The sequence below is a fragment of the Actinacidiphila yeochonensis CN732 genome (assembly GCF_000745345.1).
GTDB classification, from domain to species: domain Bacteria; phylum Actinomycetota; class Actinomycetes; order Streptomycetales; family Streptomycetaceae; genus Actinacidiphila; species Actinacidiphila yeochonensis.
In genome coordinates this window covers 419194-437183 of sequence record NZ_JQNR01000003.1, presented here as the reverse complement: position 1 = coordinate 437183, position 17990 = coordinate 419194, and the positions used below count along the sequence as shown (strand labels likewise).

At 71.0% G+C, this 17990-nt stretch carries 12 protein-coding genes and 1 pseudogene; 9 read left to right on the top strand and 4 right to left on the bottom strand.

Translation table 11 applies throughout. From position 1 onward, the window contains the following. Positions 1-5 precede the first annotated feature (5 nt). The 6 genes from BS72_RS03480 to BS72_RS03455 all read left to right on the top strand — a co-directional run bounded on the left by BS72_RS03480 (position 6) and on the right by BS72_RS03455 (position 4478). On the top strand, positions 6-221 hold the full coding sequence (locus BS72_RS03480) for an MbtH family protein (RefSeq protein WP_037906290.1): 216 nt from the start codon (positions 6-8) through the stop codon (positions 219-221). 10 nt (positions 222-231) lie between these two features. Then, positions 232-1479 carry a cytochrome P450 gene (locus BS72_RS03475; RefSeq protein WP_037906288.1) on the top strand — a complete coding sequence of 416 codons (1248 nt, stop codon included), beginning with the start codon at positions 232-234 and terminating at the stop codon, positions 1477-1479. Positions 1480-1509: 30 nt separating this feature from the next. Beyond that, positions 1510-2256 (top strand): SRPBCC family protein, encoded by a 747-nt coding sequence (locus tag BS72_RS03470; protein ID WP_037906286.1) that lies wholly within the window; start codon positions 1510-1512, stop codon positions 2254-2256. A 39-nt stretch (positions 2257-2295) separates the two neighbouring features. Beyond that, positions 2296-2484 (top strand): hypothetical protein, encoded by a 189-nt coding sequence (locus tag BS72_RS03465; protein WP_232792199.1) that lies wholly within the window; start codon positions 2296-2298, stop codon positions 2482-2484. A gap of 540 nt (positions 2485-3024) precedes the next feature. Continuing rightward, a complete protein-coding gene (locus tag BS72_RS33575) occupies positions 3025-3408 on the top strand; it encodes a DUF5132 domain-containing protein (RefSeq protein ID WP_078900972.1) in 384 nt (127 codons plus the stop codon). 371 nt (positions 3409-3779) lie between these two features. Continuing rightward, the gene (locus BS72_RS03455; protein ID WP_232792198.1) at positions 3780-4478 is read left to right on the top strand and encodes a thioesterase II family protein; all 699 of its coding nucleotides are present in this window, start codon (positions 3780-3782) and stop codon (positions 4476-4478) included. Positions 4479-4542: 64 nt separating this feature from the next. Here BS72_RS03455 and BS72_RS03450 read toward each other — a convergent pair whose 3' ends face one another. From BS72_RS03450 to BS72_RS03440, 3 genes are all read right to left on the bottom strand, one after another. Then, on the bottom strand, positions 4543-5229 hold the full coding sequence (locus tag BS72_RS03450) for a response regulator (RefSeq protein WP_037906280.1): 687 nt from the start codon (positions 5227-5229) through the stop codon (positions 4543-4545). Next, the gene (locus BS72_RS03445) at positions 5229-6758 is read right to left on the bottom strand and encodes a sensor histidine kinase (protein WP_051950602.1); all 1530 of its coding nucleotides are present in this window, start codon (positions 6756-6758) and stop codon (positions 5229-5231) included. Before BS72_RS03445 ends, BS72_RS03450 begins: the two co-directional genes overlap by 1 nt. A gap of 169 nt (positions 6759-6927) precedes the next feature. After that, entirely contained in the window at positions 6928-9066 is a 2139-nt protein-coding gene (locus BS72_RS03440) for an MMPL family transporter (protein ID WP_232792197.1), read from the bottom strand. 456 nt (positions 9067-9522) lie between these two features. Between BS72_RS03440 and BS72_RS37670 the strand changes: the two are divergent. The 3 genes and pseudogenes from BS72_RS37670 to BS72_RS03430 all read left to right on the top strand — a co-directional run. Then, positions 9523-9834, top strand: a pseudogene (locus BS72_RS37670) (transposase); the annotation flags it as partial. Between the two features lie 373 nt (positions 9835-10207). After that, complete coding sequence (locus tag BS72_RS03435) at positions 10208-12853, top strand: glycoside hydrolase family 2 (protein WP_037906276.1); 2646 nt, start codon at positions 10208-10210, stop codon at positions 12851-12853. Between the two features lie 538 nt (positions 12854-13391). Next, the gene (locus BS72_RS03430) at positions 13392-16691 is read left to right on the top strand and encodes an AAA domain-containing protein (RefSeq protein WP_037906275.1); all 3300 of its coding nucleotides are present in this window, start codon (positions 13392-13394) and stop codon (positions 16689-16691) included. A 571-nt stretch (positions 16692-17262) separates the two neighbouring features. On the opposite strand, the gene BS72_RS03425 is transcribed toward BS72_RS03430, so the two are convergent. Beyond that, a complete protein-coding gene (locus BS72_RS03425; protein ID WP_157856136.1) occupies positions 17263-17760 on the bottom strand; it encodes a YcxB family protein in 498 nt (165 codons plus the stop codon). Positions 17761-17990: the final 230 nt, after the last annotated feature.

Sequence of the window (17990 nt, the reverse complement as noted above, 5' to 3'; positions counted from 1 at the left end):
CCCCCATGACCAACCCGTTCGACGACCAGGACGGCACCTTCCTCGTACTCGTCAACGAGGAGGACCAGCACTCGCTGTGGCCGCGGTTCGCCGACGTGCCCGACGGCTGGACCACCGTCCACGGCCCCGACACGCACGCCGCCTGCCTGGAGTACATCGAGGAGAACTGGACCGACATGCGGCCCAGGAGCCTCGCCGACGCCATGGCCGCCCAGCGGTAGCGCGGCCGACGTGACCTCCACCGACACCCTGGACGGGGCCCGCGGCACCGCGGGCCCCGCCGGGCCCGGCGACCTCGCCGCGGCGCTGCACCTGCCCGAGGCCCGCCGCGACCCGTACCCGCTCTACGCCCGCATGCGGCGCGAGAGCCCGGTCCACCGCAGCGACCAGGGCATCTGGTACCTGACCCGGTACGCCGACGTCGAGGCGGCGCTGGGCGACATGCGGCTGTCCAACGACCGGGACCGGATGACCCGCGCCTACGGCGCCCTCGGCGGCGACCTGAAGGCGTTCAGCCGGATCACCGACCGGCTCGGCCGGGTGATGACCAACACCGACCCGCCGGACCACGCCCGGCTGCGCAAGCTCGCCAACCGGGCCTTCACCGCCCGGCGGGTCGAGGCGCTGCGCGACGGCATCCAGCGGATCGTCGACCGGCTCGTCGACGAGGCGGTCGCGGCAGGGCCGGCGATGGACCTGCTGGAGGCGGTCGCCTCGCCACTGCCGATGTCCGTCGTCTGCGAGCTGTTCGGCATCCCGGAGGGGGACCGGCCGCAGGTCAAGGGCTGGTTCCGCCGCTTCGGCCGGCTCAGCGAGGACATCGGCAAATCCGAGGCGGCCATCGAGCAGTACGAGGAGTACCTGTCCGGACTCATCCGGCAGCGCCGGCGGGAACCGGGCGACGACCTGATCAGCGCCCTGGTCGCGACGCAGGCGCAGGACGACCGGCTCACCGACTCCGAACTGCTGTCCACCTGCTTCGTCCTGATCACCGCGGGCGACGAGACCACCACCCACCTGATCGGCAACGGCATGCTGGCCCTGCTGCGCCACCCGGACCAGCTGGCCCGGCTGCGCGCGGACCCCGGCCTGATCCGCGGTGCCGTCGAGGAGCTGGCCCGCTACGACACGGTGACCCAGGCGATCGTCCGGGTCGTCGCCGAGGACGTCGAGATCGGCGGGCGGACGCTGCGCGAGGGCGAGTTGGCGTACCTGTTCCTCGCCGCGACCAACCGCGACCCCGAGCGCTTCGAGGACCCCGACCGGCTCGACCTCTCCCGCCCCGGCAACCGGCACCTCAGCTTCGGCAACGGCCCGCACTTCTGCCTCGGCGGCCCGCTGGCCAAGCTCCAGGCGGAGGTGGCCGTCGGCACCCTGGTCCGCCGGCTCCCCGACCTGCGGCTGGCCGACGAGACGGCCCTGGAATGGCGGCCCAACCCGCTGCAACGGCGGCTGAGCGCCCTCCCGCTCACCTACTGACACCCGAACCACGACGAAGGAGAACCCCCCATGCCCCGAGAGTTCCAAGCCCGCTACGAGCAGGACCTGCCCGCCACGCCCGAGCAGGTCTGGGACGCGGTCGCCACCGGCGCCGGCAACCTGGGCTGGCTGTACCCGATGGAGGTCGAACCGCGCGTCGGGGGACGGGTCACCCGGGGCGACGGCACCGTCGTCGCGTGGGAGCCGCCGCACCACTTCGCCGTCCGCGTGGCCCTGGCCGACGGGTTCTCCAACACGCTCTCCTACCGGATCGAGCCGCTCGACGACGGAACCAGCCGCCTGCGGATGGGCATCCACTGGGTGCACACCGGAGTCGTCGACGCCGACTGGGACACCAAGGCGGACGCGGCCGAGAAGCACGTCGCCTTCTACCAGCGGGGCCTCGCCGAGTACCTGAGGCACTTCGCCGGCCGCACCGCCGTCTACGTCAAGGCCGACACCGGCCGCCGCACCGACGACCCCGCCGACTTCGCCGCCCTGCTCCGCCGCCTCGGTGTCGCGGACGGCACCGCCGTCGGCGACCTGCTGCCGCTCGACCTCCCGGGTACGGACGGCGGTTCGGAGAAGGTGGTCGTGGACTGGCTCAGCGCCGACTTCGTCGCCCTGCGCGGCCAGGACGCGCTGTACCGGTTCTTCAACGGCAGCAGCTGGAACTGGCCGATCTGGCTGGGCCACCACCTGTTCGCCGAGGACATGGACGAAGAGCGGGCCGCCCAGGCCACCCAGGCGTGGAACGCCTGGCTCAACGGCGCCTGACCCGCCACCCGACACATCCGACACACCCGGAGGACCCTGGTGGAAACGCTGCTCTACTCCGCCGAGATCGTGCACGAGGACGGCACCTACAAGCTCGTCGTCCATGACATGGTGCGGAACACGGTCCAGGTCACCCTTGTCCCCAAGTCCGCGGTGGACAAGCTTCCGACCTTCCTGTCGGTGCTGAGCGCCAAGCTCGGCACCGTGCCGGCCCAGGGCCGCCGGTAGACCACCCCCGGCGTCGTGGTCCGGCGGCCGCTCCGGGTCCCGGTGTCCGGGCCGATCCCGGTGTCGGGCCGGGGCTCGGTGTCCGGATCGGGGCTCGGTGTCCGGGCCGGGCACTCCGCCCCGATCCCGCTTCGTGCGGTGGTCCGGCAGCGGACCTCCGCCGGAGTCAGGCGGCCCCGGCGGACTCCGGGACACTCCGCCGGAAGTCCTGCCGGACTTCTTCGGACTTCTTCGTCTGCCGGGGACTTCCGCGGACCGCTGCCAACTGCCGCGGATCACCACGGACTTCCCTGGTCTTTCGGGTATTCCCGCGGGCTTGTCCCGCGCTGTCTGCGGACCGAACAGCCAGCGGAAAGAGGGCCGTTCCCCTCGAATGAGTGAAGGCCGCAGCGGAATCCGCAACGACCTTCCCGCTCTCGGATACGCTCCGAGGTACGGGGTGGTTGACGGGGGAATCCATGCATGTCATCGCATTTTCCCGGCACTTCTCGTTGGCCCTTCAATCACTATTTCCCCAGTAGAAGAAAAGGACATCGCACCATGCCACCTGTGGTACCTCCTTTCCTGATCGGCCTGATCGCCGCCTCCCTGGCCAAAAGGCTGGGCAAGCCCCTCATGCGAGGGATCATCAAGACGTCCCTGGGGCTGGGGATCGAAGTCAAAAAGGCCGTCCACGAGGCCAGCGAGGGAATCCAGGACCTCGCAGCCGAGGCGACCGCCGAAATGCTCGCCGTCCAGATGACGCACGGAGCCGGGAACGGCACCGCCGCCGAGGCTCCGGCGGGCGGCACCGCGGTCCGCCCCGGAGCGGACGCCGGGCTGGTTCCGGCGGGCGTGGCGGCCCACGCGGCGCAGGCCGGCGCCGAGAGCACGTCCGTCGGCAAGCCCCGCACCACCGGTTCGGCCGCCGCCAAGGCGCGCTGAGCCCGCACCACCCACGGGTTCCACCGCCTCTTCCCCGCACGCACCCGGCGACGGCCGATCCAACTCGGCCGCCACCACCCGGCCCCGCACCCTCGACGGGGAGCAGGCGTCGGAGGCGTGGAAGGCGCGGCCGGAGACGGAGACACCTTGATGGAGGCAGGTCGGATGCCGGCGACCGGAACACCCCCGTACGCAGCCGAGCCCACACGACGGGCGGCACGAGCGTCCAGGAGGGCGGCGAAGCGGCTCCCCGCCTGCCTCTCCGTGCTCGGTTCCCCCCAGCAAGGCGGTCTCCGGCAGCGATGACGGCGCACGATCCCGAGAAGTGGTTCCGTGTCCACCGGCGAGCGGCGGACCCCAGGCTCCGACTGGTGTGCCTCCCGCACGCCGGCGGCACGGCGCAGCTGTTCCACGGCTGGCCCGCGCTGCTGCCGGCGGACGTCGAGGTGCTCGCCGTGCGGTACCCCGGCCGCCAGGACCGGCTCGCGGAAGCCTGCGTCGAGGACATGGCCACCCTCGCCGACGCGATCGAGAGCGCGCTGCTGCCCCGGCTCGACCGGCCGCTGGCGCTCTTCGGCCACAGCATGGGCGCCTGCGTCGCCTACGAGCTGGCCCTGCGGCTGGAGGCCCGCGGCATCGTCCCCGAGCACCTGATGGTCTCGGCGCACGTGTCCCCCCAGTGGACCGCGCACACCACCCTGCACGCCGCCGACGACGCGACCCTGATCACCCACGTCCGGCACCTCGGCGACCTGCACTCGGAGGCCTACGACATCCCGGAGCTGCGCGACCTCCTGCTCCCCGCCCTCCGCGCGGACTACCGGATCATCGAGACCTACGACTCCCCGCGGCCCGCCCCGGTCAAGGCCCCGATCACCGCCTACGTCGGCCAGGACGACCCGAGCTGCCCGCTCGACCAGGTCCGCTCCTGGTCCGACCTCGCCGCCCCGGGCTCCTTCGAGCTGCGCTCGTTCCCCGGGGACCACTTCTACCTCGTGCCCCACGAGGCCGACGTGGCCGCGGACGTGTCAGCCCGCCTCGCCCGCCCGGCCCGAGGACTCCGCGCCTGACGGCGGGAGCCCTCGGGGCGTCGTCGGAGGACGCCCGGGGGAGGAGCCGGGCTGAGGCCGGCGCTCAGGCCGACGCCGCTCGGCTGCCGGGATGGACCAGGCCGGTCTCGTAGGCGATCACCACGAGCTGGGCGCGGTCACGGGCGCCGAGTTTCGCCATGGCGCGGTTGGCGTGCGTCTTGGCCGTGGCCGGCGTGACGACCAGGTGTTCGGCTATCTCCTGGTTGGACAGTCCGGTCGCCACCAGCCGCAGGACTTCGCGTTCGCGCGGGGTCAGGGAGTCGAGCGCCGCGGGATCGGACGGGCTGCCAGGCTGGGGCCGGGCCAGGAACTGCGCGATCAGCCCGCGGGTCGCGGTGGGCGACAGCAGGGCCTCGCCGTCGGCGACCAGCCGGATGGCGTCCAGCAGCTGCGCCGGCTCGACCCCCTTGCCGAGGAAGCCGCTGGCTCCGGCGCGCAGCGCCTCCACGACGGACTGTTCGGCCTCGAAGGTGGTCAGGACGAGCACCTTGACGCCGGCCAGGTCCTCGTCCTCGTCGATCATCCGGGTGGCGGCGATGCCGTCCAGCCCCGGCATGCGGATGTCCATCAGCACGACGTCGGCCTGGTGGGTCCGGGCGAGTTCGACGGCCTCCCGGCCGTCGGCCGCCTCGCCGACCACCTCCATGTCGTCCTGGGCGTCGATCAGCAGCCGGAAGGCGCCGCGCAGCAGTGCCTGGTCGTCGGCGAGCAGGACGCGGATGGTCGTCATCAGGGGCCTTTCACTTGGGCGGCGTCGCGGGAGGCGGAAGCGGGGGGTGCGGTGGCGGTGGCGGGTTCCGCCGACGCCGTCACCGCCGCGGAGGACGAGGGGGACAGCGGCAGTTCGGCCCGGACCCGGTAGCCTCCGGCGGGATCGGGGCCGGCCGTGATCGTGCCGCCGAGAGCGGTGGCGCGCTCGCGCATCCCGACCAGGCCATGGCCGGTGCGCGCCCCCGGGCCGAGACCGGTGGGCGCCCCCGTGCCGTGACCGGTTTCCGTGCCCGCGGGGAAGGGCGGTCCGGCGGGCCCGGCGGTCTCCCCGCGGGCCGCTCTGAGCCGTTGGCCTCGGCCGGGGCTGTGCTGGTGGACGGCCCCGGCGCCGGCCGCTGCGGCTTCCACGCGCCGCCGCCCGTCGCGGCCGGCTCCGGGTCCGGCCGCCGGTTCCGTGCCGGGTTCCGTGCCGGGTTCCGTGCCGGGTTCCCTGCCCGCAGGCCCGGTCCGCTGGTCCTGGTCGCGGAGCCTGTCGTTGGCCACGGTGACGTGCAGCGCGTCGGCGTCGTACTCCAGCAGCACGCGGACGTGCGTTCCGGGGGCGTGACGGCGGGCGTTGGTCAGCGCCTCCTGGACGATCCGGTAGGCGGCCAGCTGGACTCCGGCCGCGACGGGCGCCGGGACGCCGTGCCGGCGCACGTCGACCTGGGAGCCGGCCGCCCGGAAGGCGCCGACCAGCTCGTCCAGATCCGCCAGGCCGGGCATCGGGTGCAGCGGCGCCGGGTCGTCGTCGGACTGGCGCAGCAGCCCGACGGTGGCGCGCATCTCGTCGAGCGCGGCCCGGCTGGTCTCCTTGATCTGCCCCAGCGCCTGGTAGGCGGCGGCGGGGTTGTCGCGCATCAGGTGGTGCGCCACCCCGGCCTGCGCGTTGACCAGGGTGAGGTGGTGCGCCGTGATGTCGTGCAACTCGCGGGCGATCCGCAGGCGTTCCTCGACGACCGCGCGGCGGGACTCCTCCTCGCGGGTGCGTTCGGCGCGTTCGGCGCGCGACTCGACCTCGGCCAGGTAGTCCCGCCGGTTGCGCACCGTGTCGCCCAGCGCCGTGGCCAGGATCGGCAGGTCGAACAGGCCCAGCACGACGCCGGACGTCCCGCTCTCCCCGTGGGCCACGGCGTAGGCGGCGGTGACCAGCGCGGCCGAGACGATCCCGAGCGGCCAGGCCAGCGAACGCCTCCGGCGCGTCGCCAGGGTGTAGAGCGCGACCAGGACGGCGGCCGGGGCGGTCTCGGACTGCTGCGTGACGACGACGCGCACCACGTCGAGCGCCAGCGTGGCCGCCAGGACCGGCAGCGGCCACCGGCTGCGGACCACGAGTGGAAGGCAGGAGGCCACGGCCAGCAGGGCCGGGACGGTGGCCGCACGCGTCCAGCCGTGGACGCCGAAGGCCGGTGCGATCACGAAGACGACCGCCAGCACGACGGCCGGCGCCGCGTCGCGCACGCGGCGGTCGGCGCGCAGCCGAGCCGGGATGGTTCGCGTCGCCCTCACCTCCTTTGACATACGGGTCCGGTCCACGCCGGCGCAAGGCGGGGCGGGAACCGGCGTGGACAGCGGCTCGTGCGCCACGGACCGTGGCTCGTGCGCCACGGCCCGCGGCCCGCGCGCCACAGACCGCGGCCCGCTGCGCGGGTGACCGCGCCGCGGGCCGCGGACACGGCTACGGCCGGCCGTGGACCGGCGCGTAGGCGGGCGGCGGGACCTCGGCGTCGGCGGGTGCCGAGTCGATCTCGCCTTCGACCGAGATGGAGGGCAGCAGGCGGTCCAGCCATCGCGGCATCCACCAGTTCGCCCGGCCGAACAGGTGCATGAGCGCCGGCACGACGACCAGGCGGATGAGGAGCGCGTCCAGCACGATGCCGACCGACAGGGCCACGCCGAACTCGGCGATGACCCGGGCGCCGCCGAAGACGAACGAGCCGAACACGAAGAACATGATCGCGGCGGCCACCGCGATGACCCGTCCCGTCTCGCCGTGCCCGACGCGCACGGCGCGGTTGTTGTCGCCGGTGCGGACCCACTCCTCGCGCATCCGGGAGACCAGGAACACCAGGTAGTCCATGGACAGGCCGAAGACCACGCCGATGATCATGGGCGGGACGAAGGACTCGATCGGTCCGCCCGACCCGGCGCCGAGCAGCGAGACGCCGAACCCGTTCTGGAACACCAGCACGGTGGCGCCGAACGCGACGCCGATGCTGAGCACGTTGAGCACCGCGCCCACCAGGGGGATGAGCAGGCTGCGGAAGGCGATCACCAGCAGCAGGAGGCCCAGCACGGTGATGACCGCGATGAACAGGGGAAGCTTTCCGGTCACCGTGGAGGCGAAGTCGTCGTTGTTCGCGGTGGTGCCGCCGACGTACGCCTTCATCGTGCTGCCCTGCTCGGCCTGCGGGATGACATCGGCCCGCAGGTGGTCGATCAGGTCGGAGGTCGCCGCGGCCTCGGGCGAGGTCGACGGCACGGCGACGATCTCGCTCACGCCCTGCGCGGCGTTGACCGGCCGCTGGGTCACGCTGACGATCCCGGAGGTGTGTTCGAGGGCGCTGACCAGCCGGGTCTCGGCGGCCTGGTCGGCCTTGCCGTGGCTCTGCACGGCGATCTGGAGCGGGCCGTTGAAGCCGGGGCCGAACCCGTCGGACAGCAGGTCGTACGCCTGCCGGTTGGTCGAACTGGTCGGCAGGTTGCCGTCGTCGGCCGCGCCGAGGCGCAGCGACAGGGCCGGTACGGCCAGCGCGATCAGCACGGCCAGCCCCGCCACGGCCAGAATCCGGGGCCGGGCCTGGACGCGGGTGGCCCAGCGGGGCCAGAACCCGGCCCGTTCGGTGCCACCGGAGGAAGGGTCGGCCAGGCGGCGGCGCTGGGCGCGGCTGAGGACCTTCGGGCCGATGAAGCCGAGCAGCGCGGGCAGCAGGGTGACGGCGGCGAGCACCGTCAGCACCACGGTGACCGCGGCCCCTTCGGCCATGCCGGTGACGACCCCGAGCCTGAGCGTCGTCATTCCGAGCAACGCGGCCACCACGGTCAACCCCGCGAACACCACGGCACGTCCCGAGGTGTTCAGGGAGGCGCCGATCGAGTCGCCCACACTCATCCCGGCCGTCAGGTTCCCCCGGTGCCGGTTGACGATGAACAGCGCGTAGTCGATCCCGACGCCCAGACCGATCAGCGCACCCAGGGTCAGCGCGGTGGACGGGATCGTGACGACGTGGCTGAGCAGCATCACGGTCAGCGCCGCGGTACCGACGCCGGCGATCGCGGTGATGATCGGGAGAACGGCGACCCACACGGCACGGAAGACCAGCACCAGGATCACGAAGGCGAGGACGATGCCGATGGCGTCGGCCGGACCACCCGCCGCCGGCTCGCTGCCGAACGCCTGCCCGCCCACGGCGACGTGCACGCCCGCGGAGTCGTCCGCCAGCACAAGGGACTTGACGCTCTTCTGCTGCTCCTTGGTCGCGGCGTGGTCGAACTGCACACTCGCATAGGCGACGGTGTGGTCAGAGCTGACCTGAGCGGCCCCGGCGGCGTCGTAGGGGCTGGTGACCGAGGCCACCGTGGGCTCCTGCGCGATCCTGCCCAGGAGGCCGGACATCTCGGCCTTCACCGACGCGGTGGTGACCGTGGCGTGCGGCGTCTGCCAGACCACGTACCCGCTGTCCCCGGACCTCCCGGCCGAGGCGTGCTGCAACAGCGCGGAGGCCGTGGCCGATTCGGTGTTCTGCGATGTCTGGCTGCTGCTGAACCCCGTGCCCACCGCCCCCAGCGCCCCGGCGAGTGCGATCAGCAGCACCACCCAACCCAGCAGAACGGCGAGACGGTGCCGGTGGCACCATCGGGCAAGGGCTGACACGAGAGCCTCCAAAGGAGCGGACGGAACGGGGCGCACCCGACAACCGGTGCCCTCCAAGACTTCCCGACACGCCTCCCGCCGTCGTCCACCGAACGCAGACACTTGCGTCTACTGCGATCGCAGTAGACGCCGGACTCCTTGCGGTACTTGGGGGGCGTCGCGGCAGCGGATCGGGAGCGTGCCGATCGCGTTCCTCCGAGCCGGCGTAGGGAGTCCCTGGCAGACAGCGAATCCGTCGATCACGGAGACGGCACATGAGGGAGACGACGACCGGGCGCGAGCCTGTGGCGGAACCGGTAGGGCACGGCGCGTCGGACGAGCGGTTGATCGCGACGCTGGTCGATCGGGCCCGGACCGAGGGCGTGCGGCTGACCGGCGCGGGCGGGCTGCCGCGGCAACGAGTTCGCGCCCTTTCCGTCCTTCGACGTCGAGATCCGTACGGTCACCTGATCGACGAACGCCATCACGTCCGTCAACGCCCGCATACGCAAGGCCGTCCGGGCCCCCGGGCACTTCCCGACCGGGACCGCGGGTCCTGAAAAGCCTCTTCACGGCCCCGAAAAGCCTCTTCACGGTACTGATGAACCCCAACCCGACGGGCAAAGGACCAAAAGGCGGACTATGCGCTGGAAGGCGCCTTTGAACGCCTTCCTGATCGCCTTAGCCGGGGCCTCACCCCGCGACGGGGCCCGGGCTCTCTTCATCCCCTGACGGCCTGATCTGGGAGCTGGGGACTTGGGGACTTGGGGGCTGGGGGCTGGGGCCGGGAGCGCCAAGTGCCCGTCAACGGGGCCGGCCCGTAGGCGGTGAGCCGCTCTCCACCGCAGGACAAAACGTCGTCACATTCGGCAAGGGCGACAACTGCGCCGAATTCGGCTTCTGTTCCCTGCCGACGAGCGGTAGATCAATGCAGTAAAACCGCACCAAAACGACTTTGCGCAGTCATTGCACAGGGGGTAGACGTCACTCCAGCACCCTGCTTTCATTCTCACCGTCCACTCTTCCAACGTTGGAAAGATGGCGAGGGCATGAACCTCCGCCGTTCCCTGGACGCCGAGTTCTCCCACGGAGAGGTGTATCCGCAGTGAGATCAGGCAGATTCCGCCCACCGAACCGACGCCGACTCGCCGCCCTGGTGCCGCTGCTGCTGGGCGCGGCACTGCTCGTCCCGACCGCCGCCGGCGCCGCGGTCCCGGCGTCCGCCGCGGGGTCCGCGGCGCCCACCGCCGACACCCCGCAGGGCCTGCGCGCGGACTACTACCTCAGCTCCGACGCGACGTCACTGGACTTCGCGCAGTACAGCAGCACCGGCGTCGAGGACTCCCTGAACGTCCCCGACCTGCTGCCCACCCTGCGCGACTACGCGGGTTCCACCCTGAACGTCGCCGCGCACTGGACGGGCCAGCTCGACGTCCCGGCCGGCGGCACGTACACGTTCTACATCAAGGGCGACAACGGCTTCCGCCTCTCGCTCGACGGGTCGAGCGTGATCGACCACTGGACGACCGACTGGGACGTCCAGACGCAGTCCGAGCCGATCACGCTCACCGCCGGCCCGCACACGCTGGCGTTCGACTACAACCAGGGCGACGGCGGCGCGTACATCACCACCGAGTGGTCGGGCCCCGGGATCACCCGCCAGGCGATCCCCGACTCCGCGCTGCACCTGCCGGCCGGCTTCACCGCGCCCACCGTCGACGCCGCGGTCACCTCCTCGGGCAAGTCCGCGACGGTGCAGCTGCCCGGAGCGGTCACCTCGCTGCCGTCCGACCTCGGCAAGCACCTGTCGGTCATCGCCGGCAGCAGTCGGTGGACGCCTGACATCGTTGTCAATCCCGCCGACACGTCCCAACTGCTGCTGACCGCCGGGAAGTCCGACATCCCCGCCGCGCTGAAGGCGAAGGTGCGGATCAGCTACGACGGGCAGGGCGGCCTGACCACGGCCGCAGGTCCCGTCCCGCTGTTCTCCGGCCTGGCGACCAACAACTCCACCTGGTACTTCGCCACTAAGTGGGCCAAGGACGTCAGCCCCACGAACGCGCTCCCGGACTACCCCCGGCCGCAGATGACCCGTGACCAGTGGCAGAACCTCAACGGGACCTGGCAGTTCCAGGGCACCGCCGAGAACGCCGCGCTGCCGAAGGGCAAGCTGAGCGGGTCCATCCTGGTGCCGTACCCGATGGAGGCGCCGCTGTCGGGCGTCGCCGAGCACCACGACTGGTCGCTGTACCAGCGCACGTTCACCGTTCCGCAGAACTGGCGGGTCGGGTCGGGCAACCGGCTGAACCTCAACTTCGGCGCGGTGGACTACGAGGCGTGGGTCTACGTCAACGGCAAGCAGGTCGCCCACCACGTCGGCGGCTACGAGGCGTTCACCGCCGACGTCACCGACGCGCTGGTCGGCCGCGGGCCCCAGACCCTCACCTTGAAGGTCAAGGACACCATCGACCCCGACACGCCGACCGGCAAGCAGTCGAGCGACCCCAGCGGCATCTGGTACACCCCGTCCTCCGGCATCTGGCAGACCGTCTGGATGGAGCCGGTGGCCAAGGCGAGCATCGACTCGCTGGCCACGACGCCGAACCTGTCCGACGACACGCTGTCCGTCACCGTGCGGCCGTCCGCCGGCACCCCCGCCTGGTCCCTGGTGAACGCCACCGCGTACGTGGGCGACAAGCCGGTGGGCACCGTCATCGGCACCGTGGGCAAGAAGCTGACGCTGCACATCCCGCACCCGGAGCTGTGGAGCCCCGACCACCCCTACCTGTACAACCTCAAGGTCTCTCTCACCGACGGCCTCTCGTACGACTCGGTGGGTTCGTACTTCGGCATGCGGTCGGTGTCCGTCGCCAAGGTCGGCGGCGTGGACAAGGTCGAGCTGAACGGCAAGCCGACCTACCTGCTGGCCAACCTGGACCAGGGCTTCTGGCCGGACGGCATCTACACCGCGCCGACCGACGAGGCCCTCAAGTCCGACCTGGAGCTGGACAAGCAGCTCGGCTTCAACACGGTGCGCAAGCACATCAAGGTCGAGCCCGCGCGCTGGTACTACTGGGCCGACAAGCTCGGCCTGATGGTCTGGCAGGACATGCCGAGCCGCAACGTCGGGCCCGGCGCGAGCGAGGCCAGCGACCAGGCGTTCAGCGACCAGGCCCACGAGATCGTGGACCAGCACCTCAGCGACCCGTCCGTCATCGTCTGGACCATGATGAACGAGGGTTGGGGCGAGCAGTCCAAGGAGGCCACCGGCGCGCTGGCCGACTCGATCAAGCAGCAGGACCCGAGCCGGCTGGTCGATGCCGCGTCCGGCGTCAACTGCTGTGCCTCGCAGGGCGACTCGGGCAAGGGCGACCTGATCGACTACCACGTGTACCACGGCCCCGCCTTCCCGTCCCCGGACGCGACCCGGGCCGCCGTGGACGGTGAGCACGGCGGGTACTCGCTGAACGTCCCCGGCCACATCCTGGGCGTCTCCGGCGGCCAGAACTACGGTGGTGACGCCTCGACCATCGCGGAGCTGACCCAGGACTACGTCGACAACACCAGCCAACTGCTGCCGGCCGCCGCCGGCAACCTGTCCGGCTCGGTGTACACGCAGCTCAGCGACGTCGAGGGCGAGCTGAACGGGTTGATCACCTACGACCGCGCGGTCCTCAAGGTCGACCCCGGACCGGTGCGGGACATCAACCGCAAGCTCATCGCGGCCGGCGCCGCGGCGGGCACGTCCTGACACCGTCTCCCGGCAGTTGACCCCTGCCAGCAGTTGTCCCCTGCCGGGCAGTCGACACCTGCCGCCCCACCGGGACGGCGCCAGCCAGGCCCGGCGGCACCTCAAGTGCCGCCGGGCCTGGCCCGTACTCAGGCGCCGGTCAAGCGGGCGATCCCGTCCGCGCTGCTCGGGCCTGGCGGCGCGTGCATCGGGCGGCGCCACACCTGGTAGCGGTCGCGGCCCGTGTCCTGGCGGACCCTCCTTTGACGCGGCCGGTGAGCGCGTACTGGCGCTTGTCCAAACGCCAGATGCCGTCACCTCACGCACGTGATGTCTCCATGATCGACATATCAGCCGTTGATCAGACAGTCCCGATAGTGAACGGTCGATGCCGCCTCCGAGGCGGGATCCCCGTCCGGTTGACGGAGACCGGGCATGGTCGAATAGGGGCTGACGCGCGTCTCGAACCCTTCCCCCTCTTGTGGCGGCCACGGCTTTCCTGCAAAGGGAGGCGACGGGACCGCTGCAAGATCTACCATTTGCGAGCCGGGGAGGGGCTTTGGGGTGGCGCGATGAGATCACTACGGCGGTCGACGAATGGATCGCCGTGGAAGGGGGAGCAGGTCAGCGCCCGCGCTGGCGCAGGGTCGGCCGCGCGGCCCGGGCAGGCGATCCGGGCCGCTACACCGTGGATCTGCGGGGCACCGAACTCAACCCGGACCAGCTCGAAAGCCTGCGTCTTGCCGGGCCCGAGGAATCCGGTGTGGAAGCCGGCTTCGCCGTCACCGAAACCATGCAGAGCGGTTCGTCGCTGACCGTCAAGGTCGCCGAGTTCGCGGACCCGGTCGACCCCTTCCTTTGGGTTCTTCAGCAACCCCCCACCTTTCTGCTGGAATCCCTGAGGGACGGCATCGCCGCGCTGGGGGACACCCCGCTGGGCAGTCTGCTCGCTTCCGGCCGCCCCGCCGGAGAGCCTGCCCGGGCCGAGGCGCCCGCCGGGCTCTTCCCGGAACAGGCGGAGGCCTACCGGGCCTGCCTCGGGACCGGCGTACACCTCGTGTGGGGGCCACCCGGCACGGGGAAGACGATGGTCCTCACGCTGGCCATCGGGCATCTGATCGCCGCGGGCAAGAGAGTCCTGCTGGTCTCCGCGACCAACATCGCCGTCGACAACGCCCTGAAGGGCGTCCTGAGGGGACACCGCCACACCAGCGGAGACATCGTCCGCGTCGGGCCGCCCCAGCTGAAGGAGATCGCCGAAAACCCCGAAGTGTCCCTGCCTCTCATGGTCCGGGCCCGGCTGGCCGACGTCGAGGGACGGCGTGCCCGGGTGTCGGCGGAGCTGCTGGGCATGCGCCGCCGCGCGGAAGACCTGGCGGAGCTGGAGGCGGGCCTCGTACGGTTCGACGCAGCGTCCTACGCGCAGGCGAGGGCCCTGGTGACCGAGCCGTTCGGCGACGCGGCGTCGCGCGACATACGCGTGGAGGAGTTGAAAAAGGCCGCCCGGGAAGTCGGCCGGAGTCTGGCGGCGGCCGACCGTGACCTGGACGCGGCGCTGAAGGACCGGGACGACGCCGCGGACTCCCGCCACCTCTGGGAGCAGGTCGATGCCCTCCGCGGGGAGGCGGACCAGGTGGAGAACGCGGCGACGGCAGCCGAGTCCGCCGCTCTTCTGAGGGAGGAGCGGCTGCGCGAGGCACAGCGCACCCTGCGCGGGATCGAGCAGCGGACCGGGTTCGCCAGACGGCGCTCACGTAAGGAGCGAACCGAGGCACAGGCCGCGTGCGGTCAGGCGGAATCCCAGTTCAGCGAGGCGCACGACCACGCCCTCAAGGCCCGCGGCATCGCGGACCGCCGCCGGGCGCGGATCGCGACGCAGACCGAGGAGATGATCCGGGCGATCCCCTTCTCCGACAGCGAGATCGGCAGACGTGACGCGACGGCGCGCGCCGCCGCCATCCGGCATCAGACCCTGACCCGGTCCGTGGGCGAACTGCGCACCGCTCTCGCCACGGCCGAGGACGAAGCCGGGCGGGCACACCGTGCGGAGGCGCTCATCGCCACCGCCGAGGAGCACGGTTGGCCGGCGCGGCACGGGAAGGCCGTGGCCCTGCGTTCCGTCGTCGTCGCAGAAGCGGCTCGAAAGGGCCCGCTGGAGAAGCAGTACAAGGAGATCCAGGAGGAGTACGAGCGGCTCGCCCGCGACGCGCAGGGTGAGATCGTCAAGAACGCCCGTCTCGTTGCCACCACCCTGGCCCGCTTCCGTACCAACCGGCACGTCTTCTCCGGCCACTATGACGTGGTCCTCATCGACGAGGTCGGCGCTGCTTCGCTGCCCGAGGTGCTGCTCGCCGTCTCCCACGCCGAGCGGGCGGCCGTGCTTCTCGGGGACTTCATGCAGCTGGGCCCGGTCGTTCCCCGTGTGCTGAAGGACAAGAAGCGTCCCGACATCCAGCGCTGGCTGGTCCCGGACGTGTTCCAGCACTGCGGCATCACCGACCCGGCGGCGGCTCGGACACACGCCGCCTGTACCACCCTGGTGACCCAGAACAGGTTCGGCCGGGCCGTGATGGGCCTCGTGAACGGCCTGGCCTACGGCGGTGTGCTCCAGGCCGGCCCCGTCGTACGGCACTCCAGGAGCTCCGAGGACCCGGAGATCGTCCTCATCGACACCGACGGGCTCCACGAGCTCGCCCATGTCCATCTCACGGGCCCCAGCAAGGGCTGGTGGGCCGCGGGCCCGCTCATCTCCCGTGCCCTGATCGACCTGCACGCCGGGGACGGCGAGAACGCAGGTGTCGTGACTCCGTACGGGGACCAGGCCGAAGCCACGCTGGAGGCGCTGCGGGACATCGAACGGGCCGGGGGGCCGAGCGCCGAGGTCGGCACCGCGCACCGGTTCCAGGGACGGGAGTTCCCCATCGTCGTCTTCGACACCGTCGAAGGCGAACACAGCCGGCCGCTGTGGATGGCGAAGGCATCGAGTGCGCCGGAGGCGAGCGACTGGATGCGCAGCGGGATCAGGCTGTTCAACGTGGCCATGACCCGCGTACAGACCCGTGTGTACGTCATTGCGAGCGGCGCACGCATCCGGGAGGTGGCGCAGAAGGCCCCGGACTCCCCGTTCGGACAGCTGGACGCCCTCATCGGCACGCCCGGGGTACGGGTCCTCCCCGCCAGAACCCTGATCACGCCGCCCGAGCTGAACGTGCCGCGCGGGGAGTTCGGCGACCGCCTCGCGGACGTCCTCGCACGGCACGTCGAGGTCAGCGACGTCGACGACGAGACGACGTTCTACGCGTCCTTCGTCGCTGCCGTCAGAAGCGCGCGGACGTCCCTGTGGCTGTGGGCTCCCTGGGTGGCCAGGCGCATCCGGATGATCCTCCCGGAGCTGCGTGCCGCAGTCGACCGGGGCGTACGGGTGACCGTGTTCGTCCGTGACTCCAGCGACGAGCTCCAGAAGAGGCCAGCGAACGCGTCCCTCGTCGAGGACCTGCGCGCGGTCGTCCACACCGTCGTACCGATGCACGTCATGCACCAGAAGATCGTCGTCGTGGACGAGAAGACGGTGATGCTCGGCAGCCTCAACGCCTTGTCGCAGAGCTGGACCCGCGAGGTCATGGTCACGATGCGCGGCGCCTACTTCGCCCGCAAGATCCTCGCTCACGAGCACGCCGAGATCTTCGCCCGCCCACCGAAGTGTCCGCGGTGCGGGCAGGGCGACATCGAGATCAGGCGCGGCGCGAAGCAGAACTGGTACTGGCGTTGCTACAACAGGCGGTGCCCGACAGGCGGCGGCAACAAGGCATGGAAGAAGGACATCGACCTATGGCACCGCCCGGGCAGTACGAAGCCGTAGCCTCATCGCGACCTGCGAGGGATGTCCTCCGCCAGACGTTTCCGGCCGATGCGGCCGATGCAGCCGATGCGTACGCGGCCCTCCTCAGCGACCACTCGCAGGTGGATGCGGCCGGGCTTCCGCCGGAATCGGGTGTGGAGGCTGAACAGCCGCTTGCTCTCATTCCACACGGTGAAGCCCGGAACTTCGACGCGAGTCCCTCGAACGACGTTTCCGCAGGTCAACGAGGTGCTGACCTGCGGAAACGAGAAGAGATCGAACTGCGTTTCCGCAGGGCAGAGGCTCTTTACACGTCGAAGTAGAGCTCGAACATGCCTCTGACCTGCATGTATGGGCGCTTGTGAGGAGGCATCCCACAACTCGCGCACAAGGCGGCCGGTCCACGACTACGCGGCGCTGTGGTAGCGCCTGCCGATCGCTTCACGACCTTGTCGAGCGAGCAGGTGCCTGCGGAGGTAGCTACGGAGTGTCAAGATCGGATCTTCGTTGGCCGACAGGTGGCTCTGACGTGAGACCGCAGACATGTCCGCCAGGAAAACCGCATCCACTCGGCCGAAGGTGATGCAGAGTTTCAGACGGTGGAGCGGCGGTACTTCCTCGCCGGCCACGCCGACAGAAGGGCCGTGAGCTGCTCTGCCTCGGCAGCGGTCACCGAGCGGATCGGGAGCATGAGCGCCTTTTCGGCCTCGCGGGGTACGAAGATCCACGTCTGCGCGGTTCGGGTTACGTGGCGAAGGTCGTCCCACGGCAGAGTGGTCACTGCGTCTTCTTGAGTGGCGGTGATGGACTTGTCGGATATCGCCACCTTGTAGGGCATGGCGAAACGTGCAGCCGGTGCCGCCACCTTTCGGGCCCGACTGATCCACGTGAGGGACAGGGAGCCCATGACGAGGAAGCCCAAGCCGAAGGGGACCGTCACAGTGACAGGCAGAACCCCAAGGCCCAGTAGGGTCACCGCGCCCAGAAGGACAACGGCCGGAACGCTGCGCATGCGTTCGAACCGCATGAGCGAGGCTGAGGCGGCGCCGATTTCAACGTCCGACATCTTCGTCTCGATGGTGATGTTCATGTGCGCTTTGGTCATCCTGATTCCTGGAGGACTTGGGCGAGGTCGCCGCGCGTGCAGCACCCTCGCCCAGTTGACGAGGTGACGATGGCCACCGATGTCAGTAGGTCGTCGAGCGGTTCCGTGCGGGCCGGGCGCGTTGGCGCCCGGCCCGCACGGAACTGGCGGGGTGGTGAGGTCAGGTGAAGAATCCTGTGCGGTCGACCACTACGTCAACTGGGTCGCCGTTGACG